The following is a 23,951-nucleotide window of genomic DNA, read 5'->3' on the forward strand; positions in this document are numbered from 1 at the left end:
AGCGCCCGGTCGTTACAATGGGGCCACCGCTGCGCAGACCGCAGCACCAGGAGCGCTGACTCCGGTACGAAACGCCGAGCAGTTGTGCTCCTCAACAACGCGCTACATCGCACTTGACGCAAAGGACACGTGATTAATGGACATCAAGATTGGTCTCGCTGAAAGCCCCCGTGAACTCGTGGTCTCCACCGGCGGCAAGCAGGACGAGGTCCTCGCGCAGGTGACTCGGGCTATTGAGAACAACGAGCCCACGGTCAGCCTGAGCGACGACCGCGGCCGCACCTTCCTCGTGCGCACCGAGCGCATTATCTACGTCGAGGCCGGCGCCGGAACCGCCCGCACGGTTGGCTTCACCTCCTAAGCCCGCGCTACCTTTGACTCCATGACAGACCACCCTGCTCATGCCGAACCTCGGGGCGACGAGACGTCACAGGAGCCATTCCTCGTGCGTTTTGCCCGTGAGTACGGCTGGCGTGCCTACGCCATCCCGGTGCTCGGGGTCGTAACAGCGTTTGTGCTTGTCAACGTCGCCCAGAACCCGGGGGAGCAGGCAGTCGCGACGGCATCTGGAACCACGGCGGCAGTCGCGGGCACAGGTCATGCAGATCACGCCGAGCCGCACCACGATTCCGAGCCGCGCACCTTGGCTGAGATGCCGGAGGCCAACCTCGACTTGGGTGATCTGCCCCCGGGCGGACCCTTCACCGCAGCCGGTGAGGGAACATACCGTGAGGTCGGCCAGCCCGGAGCGGCCGCGGGTCAGGGCGAAGAGCTGACCGTGCGCTACGTCGTCGAGATCGAGGATGGACTCAACCCGGACACTTACGGTGGTGCGGACGCGTTCGCCGCGCTTATCGACGCCACATTCGCCGACCCGCGCGGTTGGACCAACGATCCGCGCTTCCGCTTCGAGCACGTTGCTGCCTCGGACAAGCCGGACCTGCGCATTCAGCTCACGTCGGTGGGCACCGCGCGTGAGCGGTGCGACGGCCAACTCGGCTTGGAGGTCAGCTGCCGTACGACGGCCACGGGTGAGAGCACCGTAGTGATCAACGAGGCGCGCTGGGTGCGGGGCGCCCCCGCCTTCGAGGGCGACCTCGGGCGCTACCGCCAGTACCTCATCAACCACGAGGTCGGCCACGCGATTGGTTTCGCGGCCCACGAGGCCTGTCCCGCCGACGGGGAACTGGCGCCGGTGATGATGCAGCAGACTCTCAGCTTGAGCAACGCGGAGCTGCACTCCCTCAACCCGGATGAGGTCTACCCGGACTCGCCCGAGACCTGCCTGCCAAACCCGTGGCCGTACCCGCGCCCCGCAGTTTTGTAAGCTCGCAGGCGTGAACATCCCCGACCACGTCCTCGCTACGTTTCAATTAGACAACGACGCACCCGTCCCGGTGGGCGCGGCGTGGGACAACGGCCTGCGCTTCGGGCGCATCGTCGTCTCCCGGGCGAACCCCACCGCCGCGTGGTCGGCCAAGTTGCGCTACCGCCTCAGTATCGATGGCCTGTTAGTCGCGCGCCCGGTGCGTTCCACCGATGGACGGTTCGTCGTCAGCGGATTCAAAGCGAATGAGTTCGCGGAAGGGGCGGTCACCTCTCGCGTGGATGAAGTGATGGCCGCCGCCATGGCGTTCGACCGGGCAATGGTGGGTGTTGCGACACCGGCGTTGGAGCGGACCGACCGGTGGGCCGAGGCAGAGAACATTGCGTGGCGCGACGTGGAGCACGCCTCATTCCCGGGGCCGTGGCAGGTCGGGCACGCGGATTTCTTCCACTCGTGCGTCTTTGCCGGGTCGCTGCCGCCTCTCATGACTGACATCGTCCCGACCTCGCAGCCGCGCCCGGTGGGGTACACCGCGGCGTTGGCGATGGTCGATGGCCTTCTTTCGCGCAGCGTGGACGAGGCTGTCGTTCAGCGCTGGGCCCACATATCGGCCCTGCCGGAGCTCGCCTTGCGCGCTCTCGACTACCGGGAAGCCCTGGCCCCGGCAGGGGATTCGAACATGCATTCGGAAGTGTCGCGGGTGCGGACGCTTCTCGTGTCGGCATAGGCTGACACAATAGGTGGCATGGTTGCCGCCTCATCTTCGACAGGTTCCCCGCTCCCGCCCACTCCCACTGCGTACCTTGTGCCCCGCCAGCGTGCGGACCACACACGCACGTGGCCGGTGGAGATTCCCCGCCGCGGAACCTACAAGGTCACGGGAGAAGCCGGATCCGGCGTCTCCAGCTTCCTTGTGGACACCGTGTTGGACACGCTCGCCGCTGGTCGCGACCCGCAGGGCGTGGTTGTCCTGACTGCGTCCAAGGAGTCTGCCTCCCGGTTGCGCGTGGAGTTGTCCGACCGGCTCGCCGGCTCAGGTTACGTGGCGGATGCGCCGCTGGTTCGCTCCGTTCATTCCTTTGCCTTCGCACTCGTGCGCCAGGAGCGTGACACTTCTGTCCGGTTGATCTCGGGTGCCGAACAGGACTCCGTCATCCGCCAGTTGCTCCAGGGCCACGCGGAGGACGGCCGCGGCACCTGGCCGGCAGACCTGCGTCCGGCCCTTCCGCTCCTCGGTTTCGCACGTCAGCTGCGCGACTTCCTCCTGCGCGCCGTGGAACGCGAGCTCGACGCGGCAGACCTGAGAGAGTTGGGTCGCCGCCACGGACGCCCCGTGTGGAGCGCGTCCGGGGACTTCCTCGAAGAATACAAGCAGGTCATGGCGCTGTCCGGCACATCCTACCTGTCTGCCTCCGAGCTCGTCGCTACCGCGGCGCGCCTCCCGTTCGAACCCTCGTGGCACACCGTCATCGTCGACGACGCGCAACACCTCGACCCGGCATCGGCGCACCTGGTGCGCCGTTTGATCGAGCGCGCCGAGCTCGGCGTGGTCGGGGGAGATGAGAACCAGAGCGTCTTCCACTTCCGCGGCGCGTCGCCCGAGTTCTTCCGCACGCTCGGCGGGGTGGAGCACGAACTGATTGATCTCGGTGCCACCCGCCGCACGCCGGAGCGTGCAGTCGTCGTGGCCGACGCCGCCACGACCCAAGACGCGGTGGTCGTGGACACCCTACGGCGCGCCCACCTCGAAGGCGGCGTCGACTACCGCGACATGGCGGTGGTGGTCCGCTCCTCCGGAATGCTTGAGCCCGTCCGCCGTGCCCTGTTGCACGCCGGCGTTCCGGCCTCGCTCAACCCCACCGACGTGGTGCTCAGCGAGCAGCGCATTGTCGCCTCCCTGCTGCTCGGCCTGCGGGCCCTCGACGAGCAGTTGACCGCTGCCGAATGGCGCGATCTCCTCCTCGGCCCCGTCGGCGGCACGGACCCGGTGACGCTGCGTCGCCTGCTGCGCGGGCTGCGCCGGTGGGCCCCGGAGGCACGCGCCGAAGAAACGCTAAGGGAGCTTCTGCTCACACGCGGCGAGCTGCCCGACTTCGGCACGATGCTCACCGAGCGCGAGCTGGACATCCTCACCCACATCCGCAGCGTCCTCGACGCCGGCCGCACGGCGCTGGCGGAGGACGGCAGCGTTGAAGAAGTGCTGTGGGCGGTATGGAACGCCACGGGACTTGCCAACCGACTCCTCGCCATCGCGCTGCGCGGAGGCGCGAGCGGCTCCCAGGCCGACCGCGACCTCGATGCAGCCATGGCGCTTTTCGACGCCGCCGGCGACTTCACCGAACGCCGCGCGTCCGCAGGTGTGGCGCTGTTTATCGCTTACATTCGCGAGCAGGAGTTGCCGACGGGCGTGCGCGACCGCCGCACGGCCACACCCGACGCGGTCTCCTTGCTTACCGCCCACGGCGTGGCCGGGCGAGAGTTCCGGCGCGTGGTGGTCTGTGGCGTCCAGGAGCAGTCCTGGCCGTCACTCGGAGAAACCGGCACGATGTTCGGGCAAGAGGAATTGATCGACCTCGTCGACCACGACATTGACCCGTCCATTCCCGTTTCCCACACTGTGGAGCGCCTGAAGGAGGAACGCAGGCTTTTCGACGTCGCCACCAGCCGCGCCACCGAACACCTCCTCGTTACCGCGATCGACGGAATGGACGGCGATGAGGCAATCGAGCCGTCGCGCTTCCTCGCGGAGTTCGAGAAGGCCTACGAGGTGGCGCACACAACAGTCACAGCCGACGACTTCACGCTCGTGGCGAGTTCCGGAGATGGGGAGGTCTCCACCCTGCGCGTTCTAGCCCATGATGAGCTCATCGCGGAGCTGCGTCGCGCTCTGACCGCGGACACCAGCGACGAGGCAACCACGCACCAGGCGGCGCGCCAGCTTGCTCGCCTCGCCGCGGCCGGCGTGCCTGGGGCGGAGCCGGGGCAGTGGTGGACGGTGACGGAACCGTCAGCTCTTGAGGCACTGCCGAAGCGCACGCGCCTGTCACCCTCGCGCATTGAGTCGCTGCTGCAGTGCCCGATGCGCTCGGTGATCGAGCGCATGCTGGGAATGGATAGCACGCTCAAAACCGTGTGGGGCCAGATTGCCCACGCCTATCTTGAAGCGATCGCGGGTGGGGTCGACGAGGAGCTGGCGCGCCGGCTTGCCCTCGAAGCGCGGGCGGCGGCCAGTGATGTTCCGCCGTGGAAGACGCAGCGCGACCTCGCCGACTTCGAGGCCATGCTCGACCGAATTCACCGCTGGATGATCGCGTCTCGTTCGGCGTTCGAGTTGGTCGCCGTCGAGGCCGACGTCGACGTCGAGGTCGCGCCGGGCCTGCGGGTCGTGGGCCGCGTCGACCGCCTGGAGCGCGAAGCCGACGGTTCCTATCACGTCGTCGACCTCAAGACCGGCAAGACCACCCCGACCGCGGAGAAGGTCCAAGACAACCCCCAGCTCGAGGCCTACCAGCTCGCGCTGTCATGCGGCGTCGTCACAGACGGCGGCGTCGTCACCGCCACAGCAGGGGAGGACACCGCAGCAGTCGGCGGGGCCAGCCTGCTCTACCCCGCGGCAGGAACGGCGAGCGCCAAGGTTCTCGTCCAGGCCGCAAAGGACTCGGACGCTCTGGAGGCGTTCACGGAGCTGATCATGCCCCTGCCCGACACCATGGCCGGCCCCGATCTGCTCGCCCGCACCGGCGACCACTGTGAGCATTGCAAAGTGCGCGCCCTGTGCCCGGTCCAGCCCGAAGGAGAGGTAATCACACATGGTTAACCAGCACGACCGAAACCACGAGCACGCCCGCGAGACGATGACTCCCACCGTGCTCTCTCGCTACCTCGGGCAAAAGCACGCGCCGACGGATCAGCAGGCCGCCATCATCGGCGCCGAGCCAGGACCGCTCCTGGTCGTCGCCGGCGCGGGGGCCGGCAAAACAGAGACGATGGCCGCGCGCGTCGTGTGGCTCGTCGCCAACGGCTTCGCCGCACCCGACGAAGTGCTCGGCCTAACGTTTACCCGCAAGGCAGCGCGCGAGCTGGGCAAGCGCATCCGGGACCGGCTCACGGTCCTCGCGGAGAACACAGAGCTGGTGCGTCGTCTTGACCCTACCGGCAAGCTTGCCGACTCGTTGACGGTGATCGCCCCGCACGTGTCCACTTACGACGCCTACGCCGGAGAGCTGGTCAAGGAGTACGGCCTGCTCGTCCCCGCAGAACCGGACTCGCGCATCATCACTGACGCAGAGCTGTACTCGATCGCGCACGACGTCGTCACGTCCTACTCCGGCAACCTCCTGCCTGAGGGAGGGAGGAACTACGACATCGACTCCATCGTCGCTGACCTGCTGGGCCTTGTCGGCTCTCTCGGCAACGAACTCGTCGAACCTGCCACGGTGCGCGAGCATGCCGCGGACTTCCTCAAAGAGACGGAGGATCTGCCGAAGGGCCCGAGGTCGAAGACGAAGGGCGAGTTCACCACAACTATGGCCGGGTGGAGGGCGCGCCAAGTCCAGAGAGTCGAGTTCCTGGACCTCGTAGAGGAACTCGTGGCCGAGCTGCGCCGCCGCGGCGTGGTGACCTTCAACGAGCAGATGTCGGTGGCGGCGAAGCTTGTGCGCTCACACCCGACCGTGGGCGAGTCGCAGCGGCGCCGGTACCGGGTGGTCATGCTCGACGAGTACCAGGACACCTCCCACGCGCAGCGCGTGCTGCTGCGCAGCCTGTTCGGCGAGGGCAGGACGGAGAGCGACCCGTTCGCGCACCCGCTGACGGTCACCGCGGTGGGCGACCCGATGCAGGCGATCTACGGCTGGCGCGGTGCGACCTCGGCGAACCTGGCTGCCTTTGTGGAGGATTTCCCGCTGCCCGGCGGCGGTAATGCCCCGAAGATGCAGCTCACCACCTCGTGGCGCAACCCGGCAGACGTGCTGACCCTGGCCAACACTGTCTCCGACGCGTTGCTGGGCACCGGAGACGACCGCGCGGTCGCCCCACTGGAACCGCGCGACGGCGCCGGGGACGGGGACGTGACCCTCGGGTACTTCGAAACCCGCCAGGAGGAGATCGATTTCGTCGCCGACCGGATGGCTCAGGCGCACGCTAAGTCTCAGGAGACATCCTCGGCGCTGTCGGCTGCTGTCCTCGTCCGCGCGAACGCGGCCTCGGCAGGCATCGCCGAGGCACTGGAAAAGCGCGGGGTGCCGTACGAGATTTCCGGCCTCGCCGGGCTTCTCGACGTCCCCGAGGTCGCCGACACCGTCGCCGTTGCCTCGATGCTCGTGCGCCCGCACGATTCCGCCTCGGCGCTGCGCATCCTCGCCGGCCCCGCTGTCGGTCTGGGGCTTGCGGACCTCGACGCGCTGGCCAGGCGGGTGGCGAACCTGCAAGGGGCGCACCGCGCAGATGACGCGGAGCCTGTCGCCGAGGCGACGGACCCAGAGACGCGGCTGCGCGAGCAGCTCGCGAAAATGATTGAGGAGGCTGAGAACATCACCGCGGCGGGCGACCGCCCCGCGGGGTTGGCCGACGCGGTGGCCGATCTGGGTGAGACCGACCGGTACTCCGACGAGGGGTTGGCGCGGCTCAAAGACCTGGCTTCGAAGCTGCGCTCGCTGCGCACCGGCAGCCTGGGCAAGCGCTTGCCCGATGTGTTCGCGGACATCATCTCGACCTTCGGCATCCGCACCGAGGTGCTCGCCCGGCGCACTGCCGCAGGCACAGTCCACCTCGACCGCTTGTTGGACGAGGTAGCCAAGTTCCCCGGCACCAGCGTCGAGGCACTGCTCGACTACTTCGCCCTCGCACGCAAGCATGAGGACGGTCTCACCCCAGGCGATGTGCCTGTGCGCACCGACCGCGTCCAGATCCTCACCGCGCACAAGGCTAAGGGTTTGGAGTGGGACACCGTGGCGCTGTTGCACGCCGACGAAAAGACGTTTAGCACGGACGCCGAGTCGTTTCTGAGCAAGCTCAAGCTGCTTCCCGATGACGAGTTCGCCGCCCCGGACGCGGAGAACCGGACCGAATTCGAGAGCGCAGCCAAGGAGTACATCGCGCAGCGCAAGGCAAAGCTCAACGAGGAACTCGCGCGCCTGTTCTACGTCGCCATCACCCGCACGGAGCGCGCGTTGATCGTCACCGGCTCGCTGCTCAAACCGGGCACAAAGACCCAGCGGGCACCGTATGAACACTTCGCGGCAATTCGCGATCGTGTCGCGGACGACCGCGTCGCCTCGTGGGCGCTCAGCGCAGCCGAACCGGAGAACGGCGACTACGCGGTCCCGCCGCGCGAGGGGGTGTGGCCCCACTACGCGGCCTCAGCCGCGGACCTTGACGCCGCGAACCTCGTGCGCGACGCAATCACGCACACCCCGGAGGCTGCCGAAGGTGAGCTGTTCCACCTGTGGGAGCGCGACACCACCGCGCTGATCGACGAGCACGCCGCGCTGAGCAGCGCGGAGGTGCCCGTTGTCATCCCCGGTGAGCTGACGGCATCCGACATCGTGGCGCTCAAGGCGGACCCCGCCCAGTTCGCGCGCCGGGCCCGGCGCCCCGTGCCGTTCAAACCCAACACCTACGCCAAGCGCGGCACCGCCTTCCACGAATGGGTGGAGGAGTTCTACGGGGCGCGGCCGCTGTTGAGCGAGGATGACTTGCCGGGAAGTGACGAGTCGGACGTCGATAAGCGAGTGCTTGAGCAACTGCAGGCGAACTTCGAGGCGAGCCGGTGGGCACAATTGACGCCGGCGTTCGTGGAGCACCCGTTCGAGCTGGCGCTGGGCGAATCCGTCGTGCGCGGACGCATGGACGCGGTCTTCGAGGACGGCGACGACTGGGTTGTCGTGGACTGGAAGACCGGCTCGAAGCCGGGGGCCGGCGACATGGAATCCGTGAAACTCCAGCTCGCCGTGTATGCGGAGGCATGGCGCCGGATCGCCGGTGATGGCCGGAACGTGCGCGCGGTGTTCTTCTACGTCCGCACCGGCGAGGACTACAGCCCGGCGGATCTCCCCGGTCACGATGAGCTCGCGCAGTTGCTTCGGGATTCCTCCCGCGAGGGGCTAAAGTTCGTGGGCAGTAGCGAGCAATGAGGGGACGGACTCTGTGAAGTGGATCAGTGACGCGCTTCCGCAGGCGATGTGGCGCGCGCGTTTCCGCGGCGACAGCTCAATGCTGTCCACCCCGGTGCACACGCTGCTCGACACCGTCCATATCCCGGCCGCCCAGCGGCTGGCGCCGTGGCGGCTGATCACCCGGCGATTCGTGTACGCGATCGCGCTGGTGATGATCATCTCGCTCGTTGTCTACCTGGACAAGGACGGCTACAGCGAGCCGCTGACGTTCATCGATGCGGTCTACTACTCCGCGGTCTCGCTCTCGACCACCGGCTATGGCGACATCACGCCGGTGACGCAGGGCGCAAGGCTGATGAACATCCTGGTGGTCACCCCGATCCGCATCGCCTTCCTGATGCTGCTCGTCGGCACGACCCTGTCGGTGCTCACCGAAGATTCCCGAAAGATGCTCCTGATCCAGCAATGGAGGAACACCGTGCGCAACCACACCATCATCATCGGCTACGGAACGAAGGGCCGCTCCGCCGTCGATGCGCTGCTCGCCGACGGCATCGCACCGTCGAACATTGTCGTCATCGACTCCGACCCGTCCGTCCTCGCCCGCGCGGAGCAGCGCGGCCTGGTCACGGTGTGCGGCAACGCCACCAAGTCGGAGATCCTCACCACCGCCGGTGTGGCCCGGGCCCGCTCAGTGGTCGTCGCGCCCTCCTCGGACGACACAGCCGTCCTGGTCACCCTGTCCGTGCGCGAGCTTGCGCCCAGCGCGATGATCGTGGCCAGCGTGCGCGAGAGCGAAAACCAGCACCTGCTCGTCCAATCCGGAGCCGACTCGGTCGTGGTCTCCGCCGAGACCGCGGGGCGCCTGCTGGGGCTTGCCACCGTCACTCCGCCCGTGGTGGCGATGATGGAGGACCTGCTCAGCCCCGACGAGGGCTTCGCCGTGGCGGAGCGCCCGATCGGTGACGACGAGGTCGGCGCCAACCCGCGTCACCTCGCCGATGTCGTGCTCGGCGTGGTGCGCTCCGGCGAGCTGTACCGCATCGACTCCCTGGAGGCTGAGACCGTCGAGCCCGGTGACCGCCTGCTCTACGTGAGACACACGCGCGATTTCCACCATCCCTCCGAGCCGATCTTCCCCGCGGAGTAGGGCGCATGGCGATCGATCTTTCGCTTCTCGACGCCGACCAGCGCGTTGCCGCCACGGCTCCGCGCGGCCCTGTGTGCATTCTCGCCGGTGCGGGAACAGGCAAGACTCGCACGATCACCTACCGGATCGCGCACCTGATTGACCAAGGCATGGTCTCGCCGAACAAGGTGCTCGCGGTGACGTTCACCCAGCGCGCCGCCGGCGAGATGCGCGACCGCCTGCGCGCCATGGGCATCGGCGGGGTGCAGGCGCGCACGTTCCACGCCGCGGCGATGCGCCAGCTGCGCTACTTCTGGCCGCAGATCGCCGGCGACCTGCCGTGGCGCCTGCTGGAGAACAAGTTCCCCCTGGTGGCGCGTGCAACCCGCGCGGCAGGGTTGGACTCGAGCAAAGAAATGGTGCGCGACCTGCTCAGCGAGATCGAGTGGGCGAAGTCCTGCGTCATCGGCGCGGACGACTACGTCACCCGCATCGAGCAGTCGCACCGCACCCCGCCGGCGGACGCGGCGACGGTCGCCCAGGTCTACCGCCTCTACGAAGAGTCGAAGACGAGCCCGGAGGGCATGCTCATCGACTTCGACGACCTGCTCCTGCACGTCGCGGGGGCACTGGAGAACGCCCCAGCGATTGCGGAGGAGTTCCGCTCCCAGTACCAGAGCTTCGTCGTCGACGAGTACCAGGACGTCACCCCCTTGCAGCAGCGCGTGCTGGAGGGCTGGCTCGGCCAGCGAGACGACCTCACCGTTGTTGGGGACGCGAACCAGACCATCTATTCGTTTACGGGCGCCACACCCGATTACCTGCTCAACTTCTCCAGGACCTACGAGCACGCCACCGTGGTGAAGCTGCAGCGCGACTACCGTTCGACCCCGCAAATCACGGACCTGGCCAACACGGTGATCTCTAAGGCGACCGGGCGCGTCGCGGGGACCCGGCTCGAGCTCGAGGGCATGCGCGAGCCGGGGCCCGCTCCGACGTTTACGTCGTACGACGACGAACCGACGGAGGCGCGCCAGGTCGCGGCAGCGATTCGCACACTGCTCAACAACGGCGTCGCCGCCCGCGAGATCGCCGTGCTCTACCGTATTAACGCACAATCCGCCGCCTTCGAAGCGGCGCTGGCGGAGGCAGGAATTAACTACCAGGTCAGGGGAGGGGAGGGCTTCTTCCAGCGCCCAGAGGTCCGCGACGCGATCAACGCACTCGTGGCTGCCGCGCGCCGCACCGATCTGCCCGACGACCCGGTCGCGGTCTCCCGCGCGGCCCTCGCGCCGGTCGGGCTGACCCCCACAGAACCGGAGGGCACGCAGGCACGCGAGCGGTGGCAGTCCCTGTCCGCCCTGGTGGATCTCATCGAGGAAATCGTCCGCCACGGCGAGGCCGCCACGCTTGTCGACGTCCTCCGGTCGCTGCGCCAGCGCGCCGAAGCGAAGCAGCCGCCGGCCGTGGACGGTGTGACGCTCGCCAGCCTCCACGCCGCCAAGGGCCTGGAGTGGGACGCTGTGTTCCTGGTTGGGTTGGTGGAGAACACCCTACCGATCTCGCACGCCATCAAGGCCGGCGACGAGCAGATCGAGGAGGAACGCCGACTGTTCTACGTCGGAGTTACCCGCGCCCGCGAGCACCTGCACCTGTCGTGGTCGCTGGCGCGCCAGGAAGGCGGGCGCAAGAGCCGCACCCGCTCGCGCTTCCTCGACGGTATCGCTCCCGAGCTTGAGGTGGAGAAGAGCCCGCAGCGGCTGAAGCGGGCGCGTGCCTGCCGCGTGTGCGCCAACCCCCTGGACACACCTGCGGAGAAGTCCCTGGGCCGTCACGCGGAGTGCGACCCGGACTACAATGAGGAGGCATTCCAGGCATTAAAGGCGTGGCGCCTCGGCGTCGCGCGGGAGGCGAACGTTCCGCCTTTCATGGTGTTCTCGGACGCGACGCTGCTGTCGATCGTCGAGAGCATGCCGGCCGACCCACGCGAGCTGCTGGATGTCTCCGGGGTCGGGCCGATGAAGGTGAAAAGCTTCGGCGAGGGAGTGTTCGAAACGCTGGCGCAGTTCCGCTGAGCACCCCAAACACGCTAGAAGCATGCCGGGCAGCGCGGGTGGGACCTGAGCACCTCGACGCTCTCCGTAGCGGGGGCGAACGGGTCGACAACGATCCGCGTGCCGCGCAGCAATGGCGGGGCGGAGACTCCCGGGGGATCGGGCACCGCGCACAGCCGGCGCATGACGCGCGCGGCGGCGGCCGCGCCTGCGGCCACGACGAGCGGGTCGGGAGTGGTGGGGCTCTCCCGCAGCACGCGCTGCACATGCGGCCAGTTCGCGTCGCGGTCGACATGGTAGAGGTGGGCGCAGTGCAGGCACGGGCCGATGGGGCCGATGATCACGCGGGCGTCGACAAGCGTGGCGGGAACAACCGCGCCCACCCGGCGGCGCGTGAGGTGCGCCAGGTGGGAGGCGCTCAGTGGCTGGTCGACCACGAGCAGGGGTGCAGTCTCGTCTGCGGCGGCGAGGAAGCGCTCCGAGCTTTCGCCGGGCAGCGGGGAGCGCACCTCGATGTGGGCTCCGCGAAGCAGCGGCTTGACCGCGCTGCTCAAGGCGCTACGCCCAATCACCAACGCGCAGTGCTCCGGTGAATCGACAAGGACGCGGTAGGCGACAAGGTCCGCGATGATGCTGGCGGCCTCGTGTTCGGGCATCGCACACTCGCTGCACGCACGGGCCACCAGGTCATCAACACTGGTTGGCTCGCGCGCCTCGCGCAGCAGCGCGACAAGCTCTGCAGCGTGTGGTGTCTCGACGATGCCGCTGCGCGTGGCGTCGGCGCCGAACTGGATGCTCGTCGGACCGCGCAGGATCACGGCTACGCCGGGCGCGAGCCGAACAGTCGTAAACATGGACGTGCCTTCCCCCCGAACAATGCATGTTTCACCGGCTATTGCAGCACACCTAGACTGTCGTGTCATGCGTAGCGAGCACAGCAACGACCCGGAGGTGAAGGTCATCCGCTCACCGCGGCGCCGGCGCACGGTCCAGGCCCGGGTGGTCAACGGTGTGGTGGAGATACGCATCCCGGCGGCGTTCTCGCGGCGCCAGGAGGGCGACGCGGTGGCCGACATGCTGGCGCGGATGCGTGCGAAGTCGACCTCGCAGGGTGTGGGCGACGCCGAGCTGGAGGCACGCGCGCACCAGCTCAACGCGAGCGTGCTCGCCGGTCGGGCGGAGTTCACATCAATTCGCTGGGTGAGCAACCAGAACACTCGCTGGGGCTCGTGCACGCCCTCGACGGGTCAGATCCGCATTTCTGACCGGCTCAAAGACGTGCCGGCGTACGTGCTCGACGCCGTGGTCGTCCACGAACTGACCCACACGTTCATCCCCGGCCACGGCCCCGAGTTCTGGGAGTGGGCCGACCGGGCGCCGCGGGCGGAGCGGGCGAAAGGCTACCTCGAGGCGCTGCAGCGCCACGGATAGTGCCGGATCAGCGCCGGTGGAGCACCTGCCTACAGCTCGGTGCCGTCCTCGCGCCCGTCGTCCTTGCCGTCGCCCTCTTCGCGCTTCAGCTCCGGGTTGTTGCGCAGCTCTTCCTCGAGCTTTGCAAACTCGGCGTCGAGGTCGGTGTCGGTGGAGTCGTCGAGAAGCGTGTCGATGAACGCGGCCGGGTTGTCCAGATGCTCTGCGGCGGGGAGGAAATCCGGGTGATCCCACACAGCGTCGCGGCGCTCGTGGCCGACCGCGTTGTCCGCGCGGCGCCACAGCTCGGCGGCCTCGCGGATCTTCGGTGCGGCGAGCTCAATGCCGACAATGTTGGCAAAGGCCTGCTCCGCGGATCCGCCCGTCGCGCGGCGGCGCGCCCACGCCTCCGCGAGCTGCGTTGCCGACGGGATGCGGTTTTCCAGCGCCTCGCCGACGACGACGTCGACCCAGCCCTCCACGAGCGCGAGCAGCGTCTCCAACCGTGACGTGGCAGCCGCGTTGCGCGAGGTCACGCGCGGAGAGAGGTCCTGGCCTTGGAGCTCGTTGAGCTTCTCCTGGATCTGCTGGGGGTCGCCGCCTTCAAGGTTGAGGGAGCGGGCGATCTCCTCCAGGTGGGACGTGTCGAGCTCGAGGCCTGCTGCGTATTCCTCGACGGAGGACACGAGCCTCTCGACGAGCCACGGCACGTGCTTGAACAGGCGCTGGCGTGCGGCCTCGCGCGCGGCGAGGTACATCAGTGCCTCCTGCTGTGGCACCGAGAGCTCTGACGCCATCGCGCTGGCGTTGGCGGGCAGGATGGCGGCGACGCCTGCGGGTGCGATAGGCAGGCCGAAATCGGTGCCGGTGAGCGCCTGCTGGGCGAGGTCGCCGAGCGCGTGGCCCAGCTTCATGCCGAAGTTCATGGCGTTCATCTGGTTGATCATGCCCGTCATTGGGCCCATCATCTCGCGGGCCTCGGCGGGCATAGCCTCGATCTGGGCGCGGTTCATGTGCTCAGAAACTGGGTTGACCAGCCGCTTCCAGGTCGGCATGGTGTTGGTCAGCCAGTCGCCGGCGTTCCATGCCTCGGCGCGCGCGTCGGAAGCAGGTAGTTGTGTTGTGTCGTCGATCCAGAGATCGGCCAGGCGCAGCGCCTCGCTAATGGCCCGCGCCTCACCCTCCGGGACGGGGGCCTGTTCGCCGACTCGTTGGCGCGCCATGCGCAGTGCGAGGTCGAAGTTGACGGCGTCGCGCTCGTTCTGGTCATTCATCGTCGAGCCCATGCCGGACAGCATCTGGCCGAACTGGTTCAAGATATCGCCCAGGTTTCCGGACGGTGCACCGGAGTGCCCACCGGCGCCGAAGAACGCGCCGAAGGGGTCGCCGCCGCTCGGGTTGTTGCGGTCGTTGCCGTCACCGTTTCCGTCCCGACCATTGTCGCGGTCGTCGTCGCGGCCGTTGAAAGGGAAAGAGAACCCGAATGCGTTGTTCATACGGACAACCCTACCTATCCGTGTTTGGGCCCCGCCGTGAATAACGTGGCTTGTCGCTGACAGCGAACAATCAGCGACCAGTTCCGCGATCGACTGCCGGGCGGGTGTGCCGCGGTGGTCTAGGATGTTCTGCGTGCTCCAGACAAAAAGCGGGGCTCGCCGCGCAACAGTCGCACTCGGCGCTCTCCCGGTTGCTCTGTTGACGCTCGCGTTGTCCCTCGACCACATCCCGTTCACCGACGTCGCCTTGACCGTCCCTTACGCCGCCGAAGGCCCCGGCCCGACGTTCAACACCCTTGGTGAGGTCGACGGCACTCCCGTCGTCGAGATCGACGGCACGCCCACCGATTCCACCGCGGGCAACCTCAACATGACCACGGTGTCCGTGCGTACCAACATGACGCTCGCGCAGGCGCTGGGCAGGTGGCTCGGTGCCGGTGACACGATCGTGCCCATTGAGCAGATCATTCCGCCAGAGGTGTCCGAAGACGACCTGAGGCAATTCAACGAGCAGGCGTTCGTCGGTTCGGAAGCTTCAGCGACCGTCGCGGCGATGCGCTACCTCGGCCTTCCCACCACCGTGGTGGTGTACGACGCGCTCGAATCCTCCGCCGCGCACGGCGTGCTCGAGCCGGGCGACGTCATCACGACAGTCGGAGACACCGAGGTCACCGAACCCGGCCAGGTCCAGCGCATGGTGCGCGAGATGCAACCGGGCGACGAGCTGCGCTTGGGAATCCAGCGCGGTGACGAAGCGAAAGAGCTCACGGTCACGCTGGGGGAGAGCTCGGAGGAGGCCGGACAGCCGCAGCTGGGCATCCTCATGACCTCGGAGCCGGCGGGTGACGTTGACGTCACCTACAACCTCAACGACGTCGGCGGCCCGAGCGCGGGCATGATGTTCGCCCTCGCCGTGATTGACAAGCTTTCCCCAGGCGAGCTCAACGGCGGGCGCTTCGTTGCGGGAACGGGCACGATCCACGACGACGGAACGGTCGGCCCGATCGGCGGGATCGCGCACAAGATCGAGGCGTCGCGTCAGGAGGGCGCAGAGCTGTTTCTCGCCCCATCCGGCAATTGCGATGAGGCGTCGCGAGCCGAGTCCGGGGAGATGGTCGTCGCCCGCGTCGACACGCTTGACGACGCCGTCGCGGCGATGGAGGATTTCAGCGCCGGCCGAGAGGTTGCTAGCTGTTCGCCGGAGTCGTCGTCTCAGTAGCCGTCGCGGTCTCAGTTGCCGACTCAACTGTCGACGTTTCCGCGGGGCGCTGCGCGAGGCCAAGTTTGTAGATGCGCTCGCGCGGTTCCTCCTGATCCGAGGAGACGAGCTGCTGCAGCACCTGGCCCTTGTCGTTGTCAACGACAGTGATGATCGCCGAGGTACCGAGGGTGGACCAGCCGACGACGATGCTGCCGTCGTCCTCCACGATGCGCGAGCTGCGCAGCTCCGTCAGCAGCTGAGTGGTCGAAGCTGCCTTCGCATCGGAATCGAACAGCTGGAACTGGCCGATCTCGGGGCCAGAGCAATCGAATGAGCCGGCGATGTCGGTTTCGCTGCACGTCTCAATGCGCTCCCACAGCGATGCGGGGGCGAGGGTGGAGAAGCGCTGCGCGACCTCGGTCAGGTCCGCACCGTCGCGGCGCTCCCGAGAAGTGGTGGTCGCACTACTCGCGGCCGCAGTGCTGCTCTGCGTCGACGTCGTGGTGCTGGTCGGCGTATCCGCTGCCACGCTTGTCGACGCCTCTCCCGTCCGCCCCGGCTGCTCCGAGTCAGACGGTCCGGAGCAACCAGCGAGGGCAAGCGCCGTGCTCACGGCTGCGATCGCGGTGAGGCGGGCTGGGGTCAAACGGTGCACGCGGGGCTCCTTAAGTGCGGGATAGTACTGCAATAGCGGTTAGTCTAATTCAAACTCGTCGGGATCCTGCTCGAGGCCGAAGCGCAGCGCCGCGAGCACGTGCGGGGCGACGTCCGGCCCGCCGCGTAGTTCGATGTTGTCCTGAGCGAAGGGGCCTTTCTCTGCAAGCTCCTCCTCGCTCGGGCGCAGCTGCAGAAGCGTCAGCTCAACGTCCTCGTCGCGCAGCACGCCGGAGAACAACCGGGCAGCCCGGGGCTCGGTCTCAGCTGGGGCAGAGGAGTCCCGGAACGAAATCTCCTGGGCGAGTACCACACCCTCGACCTGGCGCGGCCACGCGAGGCGGGCGACGTACTCCGCCAACTCAGCTGAGCCCGGCAGAATCGACGGCGGGAGGGTGTCCTGGACGACCAACGTCAGCGGCGAGGACGCCTGCTCATCTTCGAGGTTGTCCACGTGGTCGACGAGCAACTCGGTGGGTACCAGAGCGAACAGGGTGGGCCCGGCGTCCCAGCCTTCGGCGTGGACAAACTCCACGGCTTCTGTCATTGCTTTGTTAAGCGCTTGCTGATTCAGCATGGGAACCCTTCTGGCACCTCGGGCGTTGGTCAATTTAAGGTAGGACTTTAGTACGAGTCCACGAAAACTATATTTAAGGAGCAGGATTGGCTACTCGCCTAACCCAGCCTCGACCACGCTCGCGGAAGCAGAACACAGGCTTGGCCACTCTGATGGTCATTCTTGGTGCGCTGTTTTTCCTCGTCCCCCTTCTGATCGGCTTCTACACCGACTGGCTGTGGTTCGGTGAGTTGGACTACCGGGGCGTGTTCACCAAAGTCATCATCGCCCGGATTATCCTGTTCGTCATTTTCGCTGCCCTCGGCGCCGGTGTGAGCCTTCTGGCCGCGCAGGTGGCGTGGCGCAACCGCCCCAAGCAAGACCCCACTGTCGACCCGTTCTCCCAGCAGGGTGCGAACGCGGCATCGGTGGAGGCCGGCGTGCGCTCGTTGACTCGATGGGTTCCGCTCGCCATCGCGCTGTTTACCGGTTTCGCGGGCGAGCGCATGTGGCGCACCTACCTGCTGTGGTTTAACGGCCAAGAGTTCGGGGTGCAAGATCCCGAATTTGGCCGCGACCTCGGGTTCTACGCGTTCACTTTGCCGGCGCTCAACGCGCTCGTGTCGATGCTGTCGATGCTCCTGATCGTGGCGTTTTTGGTGGGACTTGTCACGCACTACCTGCTCGGTGGCATTCGCGTGGGCAACAACCTCAACGGAGTAAAGGGCAACATCACGCGCGCTGCGCGTATCCAGCTCGCAGTCACGGCTGGTTTATGGATGCTGCTCAAGGCGTTCGGCTACTGGCTGGAGCGCTACGCGCTCTTGTCCCAGCAGAACGACATCTTTACTGGTGCGTCCTACACCGCGATCAACGCCTCGCTTCCGGCGAAGATCATTCTGACCGTCATCGCCGTGATTGTCGCCGCCGCGTTCTTCGCGTCGATCGTCTACAAGGACTTCCGCATCCCCGTGCTGGCGACGGTGCTCATGCTCGTCTCCGCGATCGTTGTCGGCGGCGTGTGGCCCGCGCTTCTCGAGCAGTTCTCCGTCAAGCCGAACCGCCAGGCCAAGGAGTACGAGTACATCGGGCGCAACATTGAGGCGACCCGCCACGCTTACGGGCTGACGGACGACGTGGTCACCTACGACAACAACTGGGGTACCGATTCCGCCACCAACGCCGAGGTGGCAAGGGACGCCGCAACGATTGGCAGCATCCGCCTGCTCGACCCGGACATTATCGCGCCGACGTTCACCCAGAACCAGCAGCTGCGTAACTTCTACGGCTTCCCGGACACCCTGGCGATGGACCGCTACGAGGTGGACGGTGAGCTGCGCGACTTCGTCGTCGCCGCGCGTGAGCTCGATCCGAACGCCCTGCGCGAGAACCAGCGCGACTGGATCAACCGCCACACTGTCTACACCCACGGCAACGGTTTCGTCGCAGCACCGGCGAACACTGTCGACGAGGCGGCGCAGGACGCGGGTTCGACCCGCGGCGGCCTGCCGATCTTCACGGTGTCCGACCTGCAGTCCAACGCGCAGCCCGACGCCAGCGTCGAGGCCGAGCGCCTGGGCATTCGCGTCGACGAGCCGCGCATCTACTACGGACCGGTGATCGCCAGCGCAGACGACGGCCTCGACTACGCCATCGTCGGCGACAACGGCCAGGGCCCGGTCGAGTACGACACCGACACCTCCTCCTACACCTACGAAGGTGACGGCGGAGTCAACGTGGGCAACTGGATCAACCGCGTCGCGTACGCGGCGAAGTACCAGGAGCTTAACCTCGTGCTCTCCGATCGAGTCGGTTCAGATTCCCGGATCCTCTACGACCGTGACCCGCGCCAGCGCGTGGAGAAGGTTGCCCCGTGGCTCACCACCGATTCGAAGACCTACCCGGCGGTTGTCGACGGCCGCGTGAAGTGGATCGTGGACGGCTACACGACGCTGTCCTCACTGCCGTACTCCACCCGCACCTCGCTGACGGACACCACCCAGGACGCGCTGAACCCGGATGGAACCACCCAGCGTCTGGTGAACAACAACCTTGGCTACATCCGTAACTCCGTCAAGGCGACGGTGGACGCGTACGACGGCACCGTGGACCTCTACGCCTTCGACGAGTCTGACCCAGTGCTCAACGCCTGGATGGGCGCGTTCCCGGACACAGTGCGACCCAACGCAGACATTAGCGACAGCCTGCGTGAGCACCTGCGCTACCCGGAAGACCTGTTCAAGGTGCAGCGCGAGCTGCTCGCCCGCTACCACGTGAGTGATCCGGGTGTGTTCTTCAACAACGACGCGTTCTGGTCCGTCCCGAACGACCCCACCGCGCCGGAAGGACGCCAGGAGCTCAACCAGCCGCCGTACTACGTCGTCGCTGCCGACCCCCAGACCAACGAGCCGTCCTTCCAGCTCATCACCCCGTACCGCGGCCTGAACCGAGAGTTCCTCTCTGCTCACATGACCGTGTCGTCCGACCCGGAGACCTACGGCCAGATCACGGTGCGTGTCCTGCCCACCAACACGCAGACCCCGGGCCCGAAGCAGGCCCAGGACGCGCTGATGTCGTCCGACCAGGTGGCGCGCGACCGCACGCTGTGGGAGGGCTCCAACGACCTGAAGAACGGCAACCTGCTGACCCTTCCGGTCGGCGGCAGCGACATCCTTTATGTCGAGCCGATCTACTCGCAGCGCAAGGACCAGGCTTCGGCCTTCCCGAAGCTGCTGCGTGTGCTGGTGTTCTACCGCGGCCAGGTCGGTTACGCACCAACTGTTTCTCAGGCGCTGAACCAGGTGGGCATTAACTCCGAAGCCGCTCAGGAAATTGACGTCGTGGATGACGACACTCCTGACGCACAGCCCATCGTCTCTCCCGAAGGAGACCAGCCGGCGCCGGGTAACCGCGACGACGCATTGCGGAAGATTGATGAGGAACTTCGCAACCTCGAATCCGCCCGCGACGGCTCCTTCGAGGAGTACGGGCGCGCCCTTGATGCCCTCGACCGGGCAGTAGCGGAGTACCGCAACGCCCAGTAATGGGTGAATGGTGGCCGGGCGCAATAGCCCGGTCACCTGCGGGTTTGGTTTCTTGTGGCAACCCCGTTATAGTCATATCTCGTTGCCAGGTGATGGCAGCAGGTGAATTAAATATCACCCGTCGCGGGGTGGAGCAGCTCGGTAGCTCGCTGGGCTCATAACCCAGAGGTCGTAGGTTCGAATCCTGCCCCCGCTACTAATCTGAAGCCCCCGGTTCGTTTATCGAACCGGGGGGCATCGTGGATCTGTGGATCTTGCGGGGGAGGGGTTCGTTACCTTTCCTGCACTTTCGCCCATCGGGAACGTGCTCTGGCCGTGACTAGCGACTGACCTTGGATGAACACCCGCTTGCTGAACGCGGTCCCACTCAACTTTCTCCTGGATCGGGGCTGGAGCCGCTGACATTGACAGGTCCAGGTGGTATATTTCGCAGCAACAGCTATCGATGCCCCATCTTGCTCATCGACATGTATGCCACCCACTTCACCTAGCGGGCCACTTCTAAACTTCCGGCCTGCGTTCCCGTAAAGGATTTAGATGTTTAAAAAGCGAATTATCGTGGCCTCAGCTGTCGCCATGCTCGGGCTTTCGTCTCTGGTTGTTCCTGTCGCATCTGCGCAAGCTCAAGGAGGCGCGGTTGTAGCTCAGAACCCTGACCTCGACTTCGGTGTGGACATGACAGAAGTCATTCCCGCTGACACGCAAGGCGTGGTTCGTGATGGGGGAAACGATAATCAAATTCCTCTGGAGGAGGAAACTCCGGTTGCTGGGTTGCCTAAGTACAAGACGTACGAGTACGAGGGTGAAACGTTCCTGATGGAGTTGCGCCCGAGGAACCCCTTTGGCGACAAGACGAACACCACTAGTGACGGAGAGACCGTTTGGGGCTACTACATCGTTACCAAGAATGGTGACCGTTCCGATGAGTGCCGCATCGATCTTTTGAGTAGAGCAGTCAACGATCCCAGCTTGATCGACAGCTCCCGAAACGGATTTCTCTACAGCTTGGGTCAATCCGGCGGCGCGGCGAATCCGAACACGCAATACCTCCATAACAGTGTCCAGCACTGGGGCGGAACGTGGCGGTTCCCGTTCGCCTTTGCCGAGGCGATGTACAATGTAAAGTTCGATGTCAATATGCCTACAGACTGGGGTGTGCCGAAGCTTTCCGATGGGGCGCTTTACACAACGGGCTCCCAAGGTCCCAAAGCCTATCCCACCAGGTCCGGTGGCATGATGGACGTATCGGAATTCTTGACCGTGCAGCCTTACGATAGTGCGGCAAATGATGCGAAGGCTGCGAAAGAAAAAGCAGATGGCAAAGGTGAGTATCCAAACCAGCGCGTCCACCACAGTCCTGACAATTGGGTGGATCCCACGATCATTGATACTGCAGATCCCTACCACAAGCAGGTCGCCGTTGCCTATGCACCTGAGGGCTCTCGCTTTGTTGTGCAGTGGGAACAGGCTAAAACTGGTGCCGCCGCGAACGCGGTGACGGACTCGACCATCCATCTGACTGCCGACACGTGCTACACCGAGGGGATCGTCCAGCAGGGGTCAGAGACGACGATTCCTTCGCCGGGCAGCAATGACGGCGAACCAACCCTTGAGTTTCAGTCCGCTCCCACCACTCCTGAGTGGGTCGAGGTGAAGTCAGATGGGGTCCTTGTTGCTCGCCCGGGCTTTGGTATCCCAACAGGCATCTATAAATTCCCAGTGCTGGCTGGAACGTCGGATACTGGTTTCAGAGAATATCAAGCTTCCATCACCGTCACTCCGGCGTTCTTTGTGGACGGTTACGATGATGCCTACACGGGCCCGGGAAGCGAGACCGTCATCTTCCCGCAGGCATTGCGCAGCATTCCAGAAGATGCGAAATTCGCGCTCGGGAATATCCCAGGAGGCTGGACCGCACGTATTGATGAGAACACCGGCAAGTTGACGGTAACTCCGCCAACGGATGCTGCTCCTGGCCGCACACAGATTCCGGTGACGGTCACCTACACCGCTGCCGACGGCACTACGAAGACCGATAACCTCACCGCTGGTGTGCAGGTGGATCGTCGAGTTACTCAGTTTGAAGTCAACGAAGATGGTCAACTCGTAGTGACCTACAACGACGGAACCACCCAGAACATCGGCAGTGTCGTTGGTCCGCAAGGGGAACAAGGCGCCACGGGCGAATCTGTTCGCATCAAGGAAACTGGAACTGACTCAAACGGCAATACCACCATCACTTTCGTGACAGTTGACAGCGATGGTTCGGAAGTAGCCGGGTCCGACCAGACCATCACCGTCTCCAAGGGTGATAAGGGCGATCAGGGTGATCCGGGCACCTCCATCGAGGTCACCGACTCGACAGTTAACGAGAACGGTCAGACCGTGGTGGAATTTTCTGACGGAAGCACCGTAGTTATTCCTGCTCCGCAGTCCATCACGATTACTGGAACATCTACTGACCCCGTTACCGGTGATATCATCATAACTTTCTCTGATGGTGAGAAAATCACGATTCCGGCGGGCCGAGATGGCCGCGATGGTGCTGATGGCAAGTCACTAACCATTGTTGGACAGACTGTGGATTCACAAACTGGCGTGACGACCATTACCTTCTCTGATGGGAACAAGGTTGAACTAGAGCCGGTTAAGGCGCCAAGGATTGTCGACCAGAAGGTTGTGACAGGCGACAATGGTCAGAGCGTACTGGAGTTGACCTACGATAATGGCGACGTGGTGCGTATTCCTTTTCCAGCGGATGGGCAATCTGTAGCTATTCTCGAGCAACGCACTCACGAAGATGGTTCCGTCGAGATTGTCTTCTCTGATGGCTCGACGGTGAAGGTTGATGCACCTGCCGCACCAACGATCGTGTCACAGGAGAAGAATGCGGACGGGGATTTGGTTGTCACCTGGTCCAATGGTCAAACCATTACCGTGCCGCAGGGCCCAGCAGGCCAGGACGGCGCGGATGGCCAGGACGGCCGGGATGGTTCCCCAGGAGATTCTTCACAGTCAAGCGAGGATGCCTCCTCCGATGTTCCTGCTACCTGTATCCCTGCGGGCCTGAGCGTTGGTCTGCCACTGTTGCTGCTAATTCCGGTGGGACTGGCAGCTCAGGTGAGTATCCCTGGCCTTACCCCAATGGTCTCGCAGATTAGCGGAGAGATTGCGAACTTCAACTCCCGGATCCAACAGCAATTGGGCGTCTTTGACGGCAACCAGGCGGGCTTTGCCTCCCAATTCAATGCCATCGCTGGCCAGACCGGTCAGGTCGGTGGAGCCGTGATCGGTGGCGCGGTGATTCTCGCACTGGGACTTCTCGCTGCGGATTACTTGGCAACGAACTGCTCACCGGAAGGTGAAGGCTTCCTGTCTTCGTAGCAGCAGCAATAGGCTTGTCGCTCTAACTTGGGTTGTCCCGGGTTAGAGCGATTTTCTTTTCATCTGCCAAGTCAGTTGTGAAGTTGATAGTAGAAACTCGACGCTGCACAACCGATGGAATCCCACAGCAAACGGAGTGGAAACGTGGCGCGTAGCGCGTCAACCACATCGGTCTTTGTGACTGTTACTCAGCTGACCTGGGACGTGCCTGGCGTCTTTTTTATTAATTCCAGCTCCTTTTTCAGCACGGCTTTGTCAACGAGAAGCTTCGCCATCTGCTTCTTTAACTGGGTGGGATCATCAGGCAGCGATGTTTCAAACGCTGCTGTGGTGGGTGTGCGTGCGTGTTCTGCGCGTTGTTTTGTGCTCATCAATGCCCATTGTCCCTTGTCGCGGAATCGTTGAGCCCATGAATACACGCTCATTTTTGACGCGAGACCACATCCAAGGGCGGTATCGGCTGGGTGCCATCCATCGTTGAGTAGGTTGACTGCGCGCATTTTCACGTCGAAGGGGTAGTGCGTCGGCGTGCGGGTCTGCATGGGTGTGCGGCCAGGTTTGGTGGGTTTACGAAGCCACGT

The 23,951-nt window shown here is 65.2% G+C and carries 16 protein-coding genes and 1 tRNA gene; 12 read left to right on the plus strand and 5 right to left on the minus strand.

All coding sequences use genetic code 11. From position 1 onward, the window contains the following. Window positions 1-136: 136 nt before the first annotated feature. From VVR41_RS06955 to VVR41_RS06985, 7 genes are read left to right on the plus strand one after another with little or no spacing between them, the layout of a single operon-like run. Window positions 137-361 carry a DUF3107 domain-containing protein gene (locus VVR41_RS06955; RefSeq protein WP_321103859.1) on the plus strand — a complete coding sequence of 75 codons (225 nt, stop codon included), beginning with the start codon at window positions 137-139 and terminating at the stop codon, window positions 359-361. A 21-nt stretch (window positions 362-382) separates the two neighbouring features. Continuing rightward, window positions 383-1,327: a DUF3152 domain-containing protein gene (locus tag VVR41_RS06960; RefSeq protein ID WP_321103858.1), complete on the plus strand. Its 945-nt coding sequence runs from the start codon at window positions 383-385 to the stop codon at window positions 1,325-1,327. A gap of 10 nt (window positions 1,328-1,337) precedes the next feature. After that, window positions 1,338-2,054: a hypothetical protein gene (locus VVR41_RS06965; RefSeq protein WP_368524147.1), complete on the plus strand. Its 717-nt coding sequence runs from the start codon at window positions 1,338-1,340 to the stop codon at window positions 2,052-2,054. Between the two features lie 18 nt (window positions 2,055-2,072). Continuing rightward, on the plus strand, window positions 2,073-5,144 hold the full coding sequence (locus tag VVR41_RS06970) for a PD-(D/E)XK nuclease family protein (RefSeq protein ID WP_368524148.1): 3,072 nt from the start codon (window positions 2,073-2,075) through the stop codon (window positions 5,142-5,144). Beyond that, the gene (locus VVR41_RS06975; RefSeq protein WP_368524149.1) at window positions 5,137-8,460 is read left to right on the plus strand and encodes an ATP-dependent helicase; all 3,324 of its coding nucleotides are present in this window, start codon (window positions 5,137-5,139) and stop codon (window positions 8,458-8,460) included. Before VVR41_RS06970 ends, VVR41_RS06975 begins: the two co-directional genes overlap by 8 nt. Window positions 8,461-8,506: 46 nt before the next feature. Continuing rightward, window positions 8,507-9,592, plus strand: coding sequence for a potassium channel family protein (locus tag VVR41_RS06980; protein WP_321103873.1), 1,086 nt, complete (start codon window positions 8,507-8,509; stop codon window positions 9,590-9,592). A 5-nt stretch (window positions 9,593-9,597) separates the two neighbouring features. Continuing rightward, window positions 9,598-11,646, plus strand: a complete 2,049-nt coding sequence (locus tag VVR41_RS06985; RefSeq protein WP_368524150.1) for an ATP-dependent DNA helicase UvrD2 — start codon at window positions 9,598-9,600, stop codon at window positions 11,644-11,646. 14 nt (window positions 11,647-11,660) lie between these two features. Here VVR41_RS06985 and VVR41_RS06990 read toward each other — a convergent pair whose 3' ends face one another. Beyond that, window positions 11,661-12,479, minus strand: a complete 819-nt coding sequence (locus VVR41_RS06990) for a hypothetical protein (protein WP_368524151.1) — start codon at window positions 12,477-12,479, stop codon at window positions 11,661-11,663. A gap of 67 nt (window positions 12,480-12,546) precedes the next feature. Here VVR41_RS06990 and VVR41_RS06995 point away from each other — a divergent pair, with 67 nt between their 5' ends. After that, window positions 12,547-13,056, plus strand: coding sequence for a SprT-like domain-containing protein (locus tag VVR41_RS06995; protein WP_368524152.1), 510 nt, complete (start codon window positions 12,547-12,549; stop codon window positions 13,054-13,056). A 29-nt stretch (window positions 13,057-13,085) separates the two neighbouring features. Here the strand turns inward: VVR41_RS06995 and VVR41_RS07000 are convergent, their stop codons facing one another. Continuing rightward, entirely contained in the window at window positions 13,086-14,531 is a 1,446-nt protein-coding gene (locus VVR41_RS07000; RefSeq protein WP_368524153.1) for a zinc-dependent metalloprotease, read from the minus strand. Window positions 14,532-14,664: 133 nt separating this feature from the next. Here VVR41_RS07000 and VVR41_RS07005 point away from each other — a divergent pair, with 133 nt between their 5' ends. Beyond that, window positions 14,665-15,750, plus strand: coding sequence for a PDZ domain-containing protein (locus VVR41_RS07005; RefSeq protein WP_368524154.1), 1,086 nt, complete (start codon window positions 14,665-14,667; stop codon window positions 15,748-15,750). Here the strand turns inward: VVR41_RS07005 and VVR41_RS07010 are convergent. Both VVR41_RS07010 and VVR41_RS07015 read right to left on the minus strand, forming a co-directional pair. After that, window positions 15,719-16,387 (minus strand): hypothetical protein, encoded by a 669-nt coding sequence (locus VVR41_RS07010; protein ID WP_368524155.1) that lies wholly within the window; start codon window positions 16,385-16,387, stop codon window positions 15,719-15,721. The genes VVR41_RS07005 and VVR41_RS07010 overlap by 32 nt on opposite strands. Window positions 16,388-16,426: 39 nt before the next feature. After that, window positions 16,427-16,963: a PPA1309 family protein gene (locus VVR41_RS07015; protein ID WP_368524156.1), complete on the minus strand. Its 537-nt coding sequence runs from the start codon at window positions 16,961-16,963 to the stop codon at window positions 16,427-16,429. A gap of 152 nt (window positions 16,964-17,115) precedes the next feature. On the opposite strand from VVR41_RS07015, the gene VVR41_RS07020 reads away from it, so the two are divergent. From VVR41_RS07020 to VVR41_RS07030, 3 genes are all read left to right on the plus strand, one after another. Continuing rightward, window positions 17,116-19,986: a UPF0182 family protein gene (locus VVR41_RS07020; protein WP_409338290.1), complete on the plus strand. Its 2,871-nt coding sequence runs from the start codon at window positions 17,116-17,118 to the stop codon at window positions 19,984-19,986. Between the two features lie 122 nt (window positions 19,987-20,108). Further along, window positions 20,109-20,182: transfer RNA gene (locus VVR41_RS07025), tRNA-Met, on the plus strand. Window positions 20,183-20,523: 341 nt separating this feature from the next. Next, complete coding sequence (locus VVR41_RS07030) at window positions 20,524-23,370, plus strand: Rib/alpha-like domain-containing protein (protein ID WP_368524158.1); 2,847 nt, start codon at window positions 20,524-20,526, stop codon at window positions 23,368-23,370. Between the two features lie 188 nt (window positions 23,371-23,558). On the opposite strand, the gene VVR41_RS07035 is transcribed toward VVR41_RS07030, so the two are convergent. Then, window positions 23,559-23,951, minus strand: a 393-nt coding sequence (locus tag VVR41_RS07035; RefSeq protein ID WP_409338289.1) for a terminase gpP N-terminus-related DNA-binding protein, incomplete at its 5' end; no start/stop codon positions are given.

Origin of the sequence: Corynebacterium sp. LK2510, from assembly GCF_040946405.1 — a bacterium.
In the GTDB taxonomy this organism is placed as follows: Bacteria; Actinomycetota; Actinomycetes; order Mycobacteriales; family Mycobacteriaceae; genus Corynebacterium.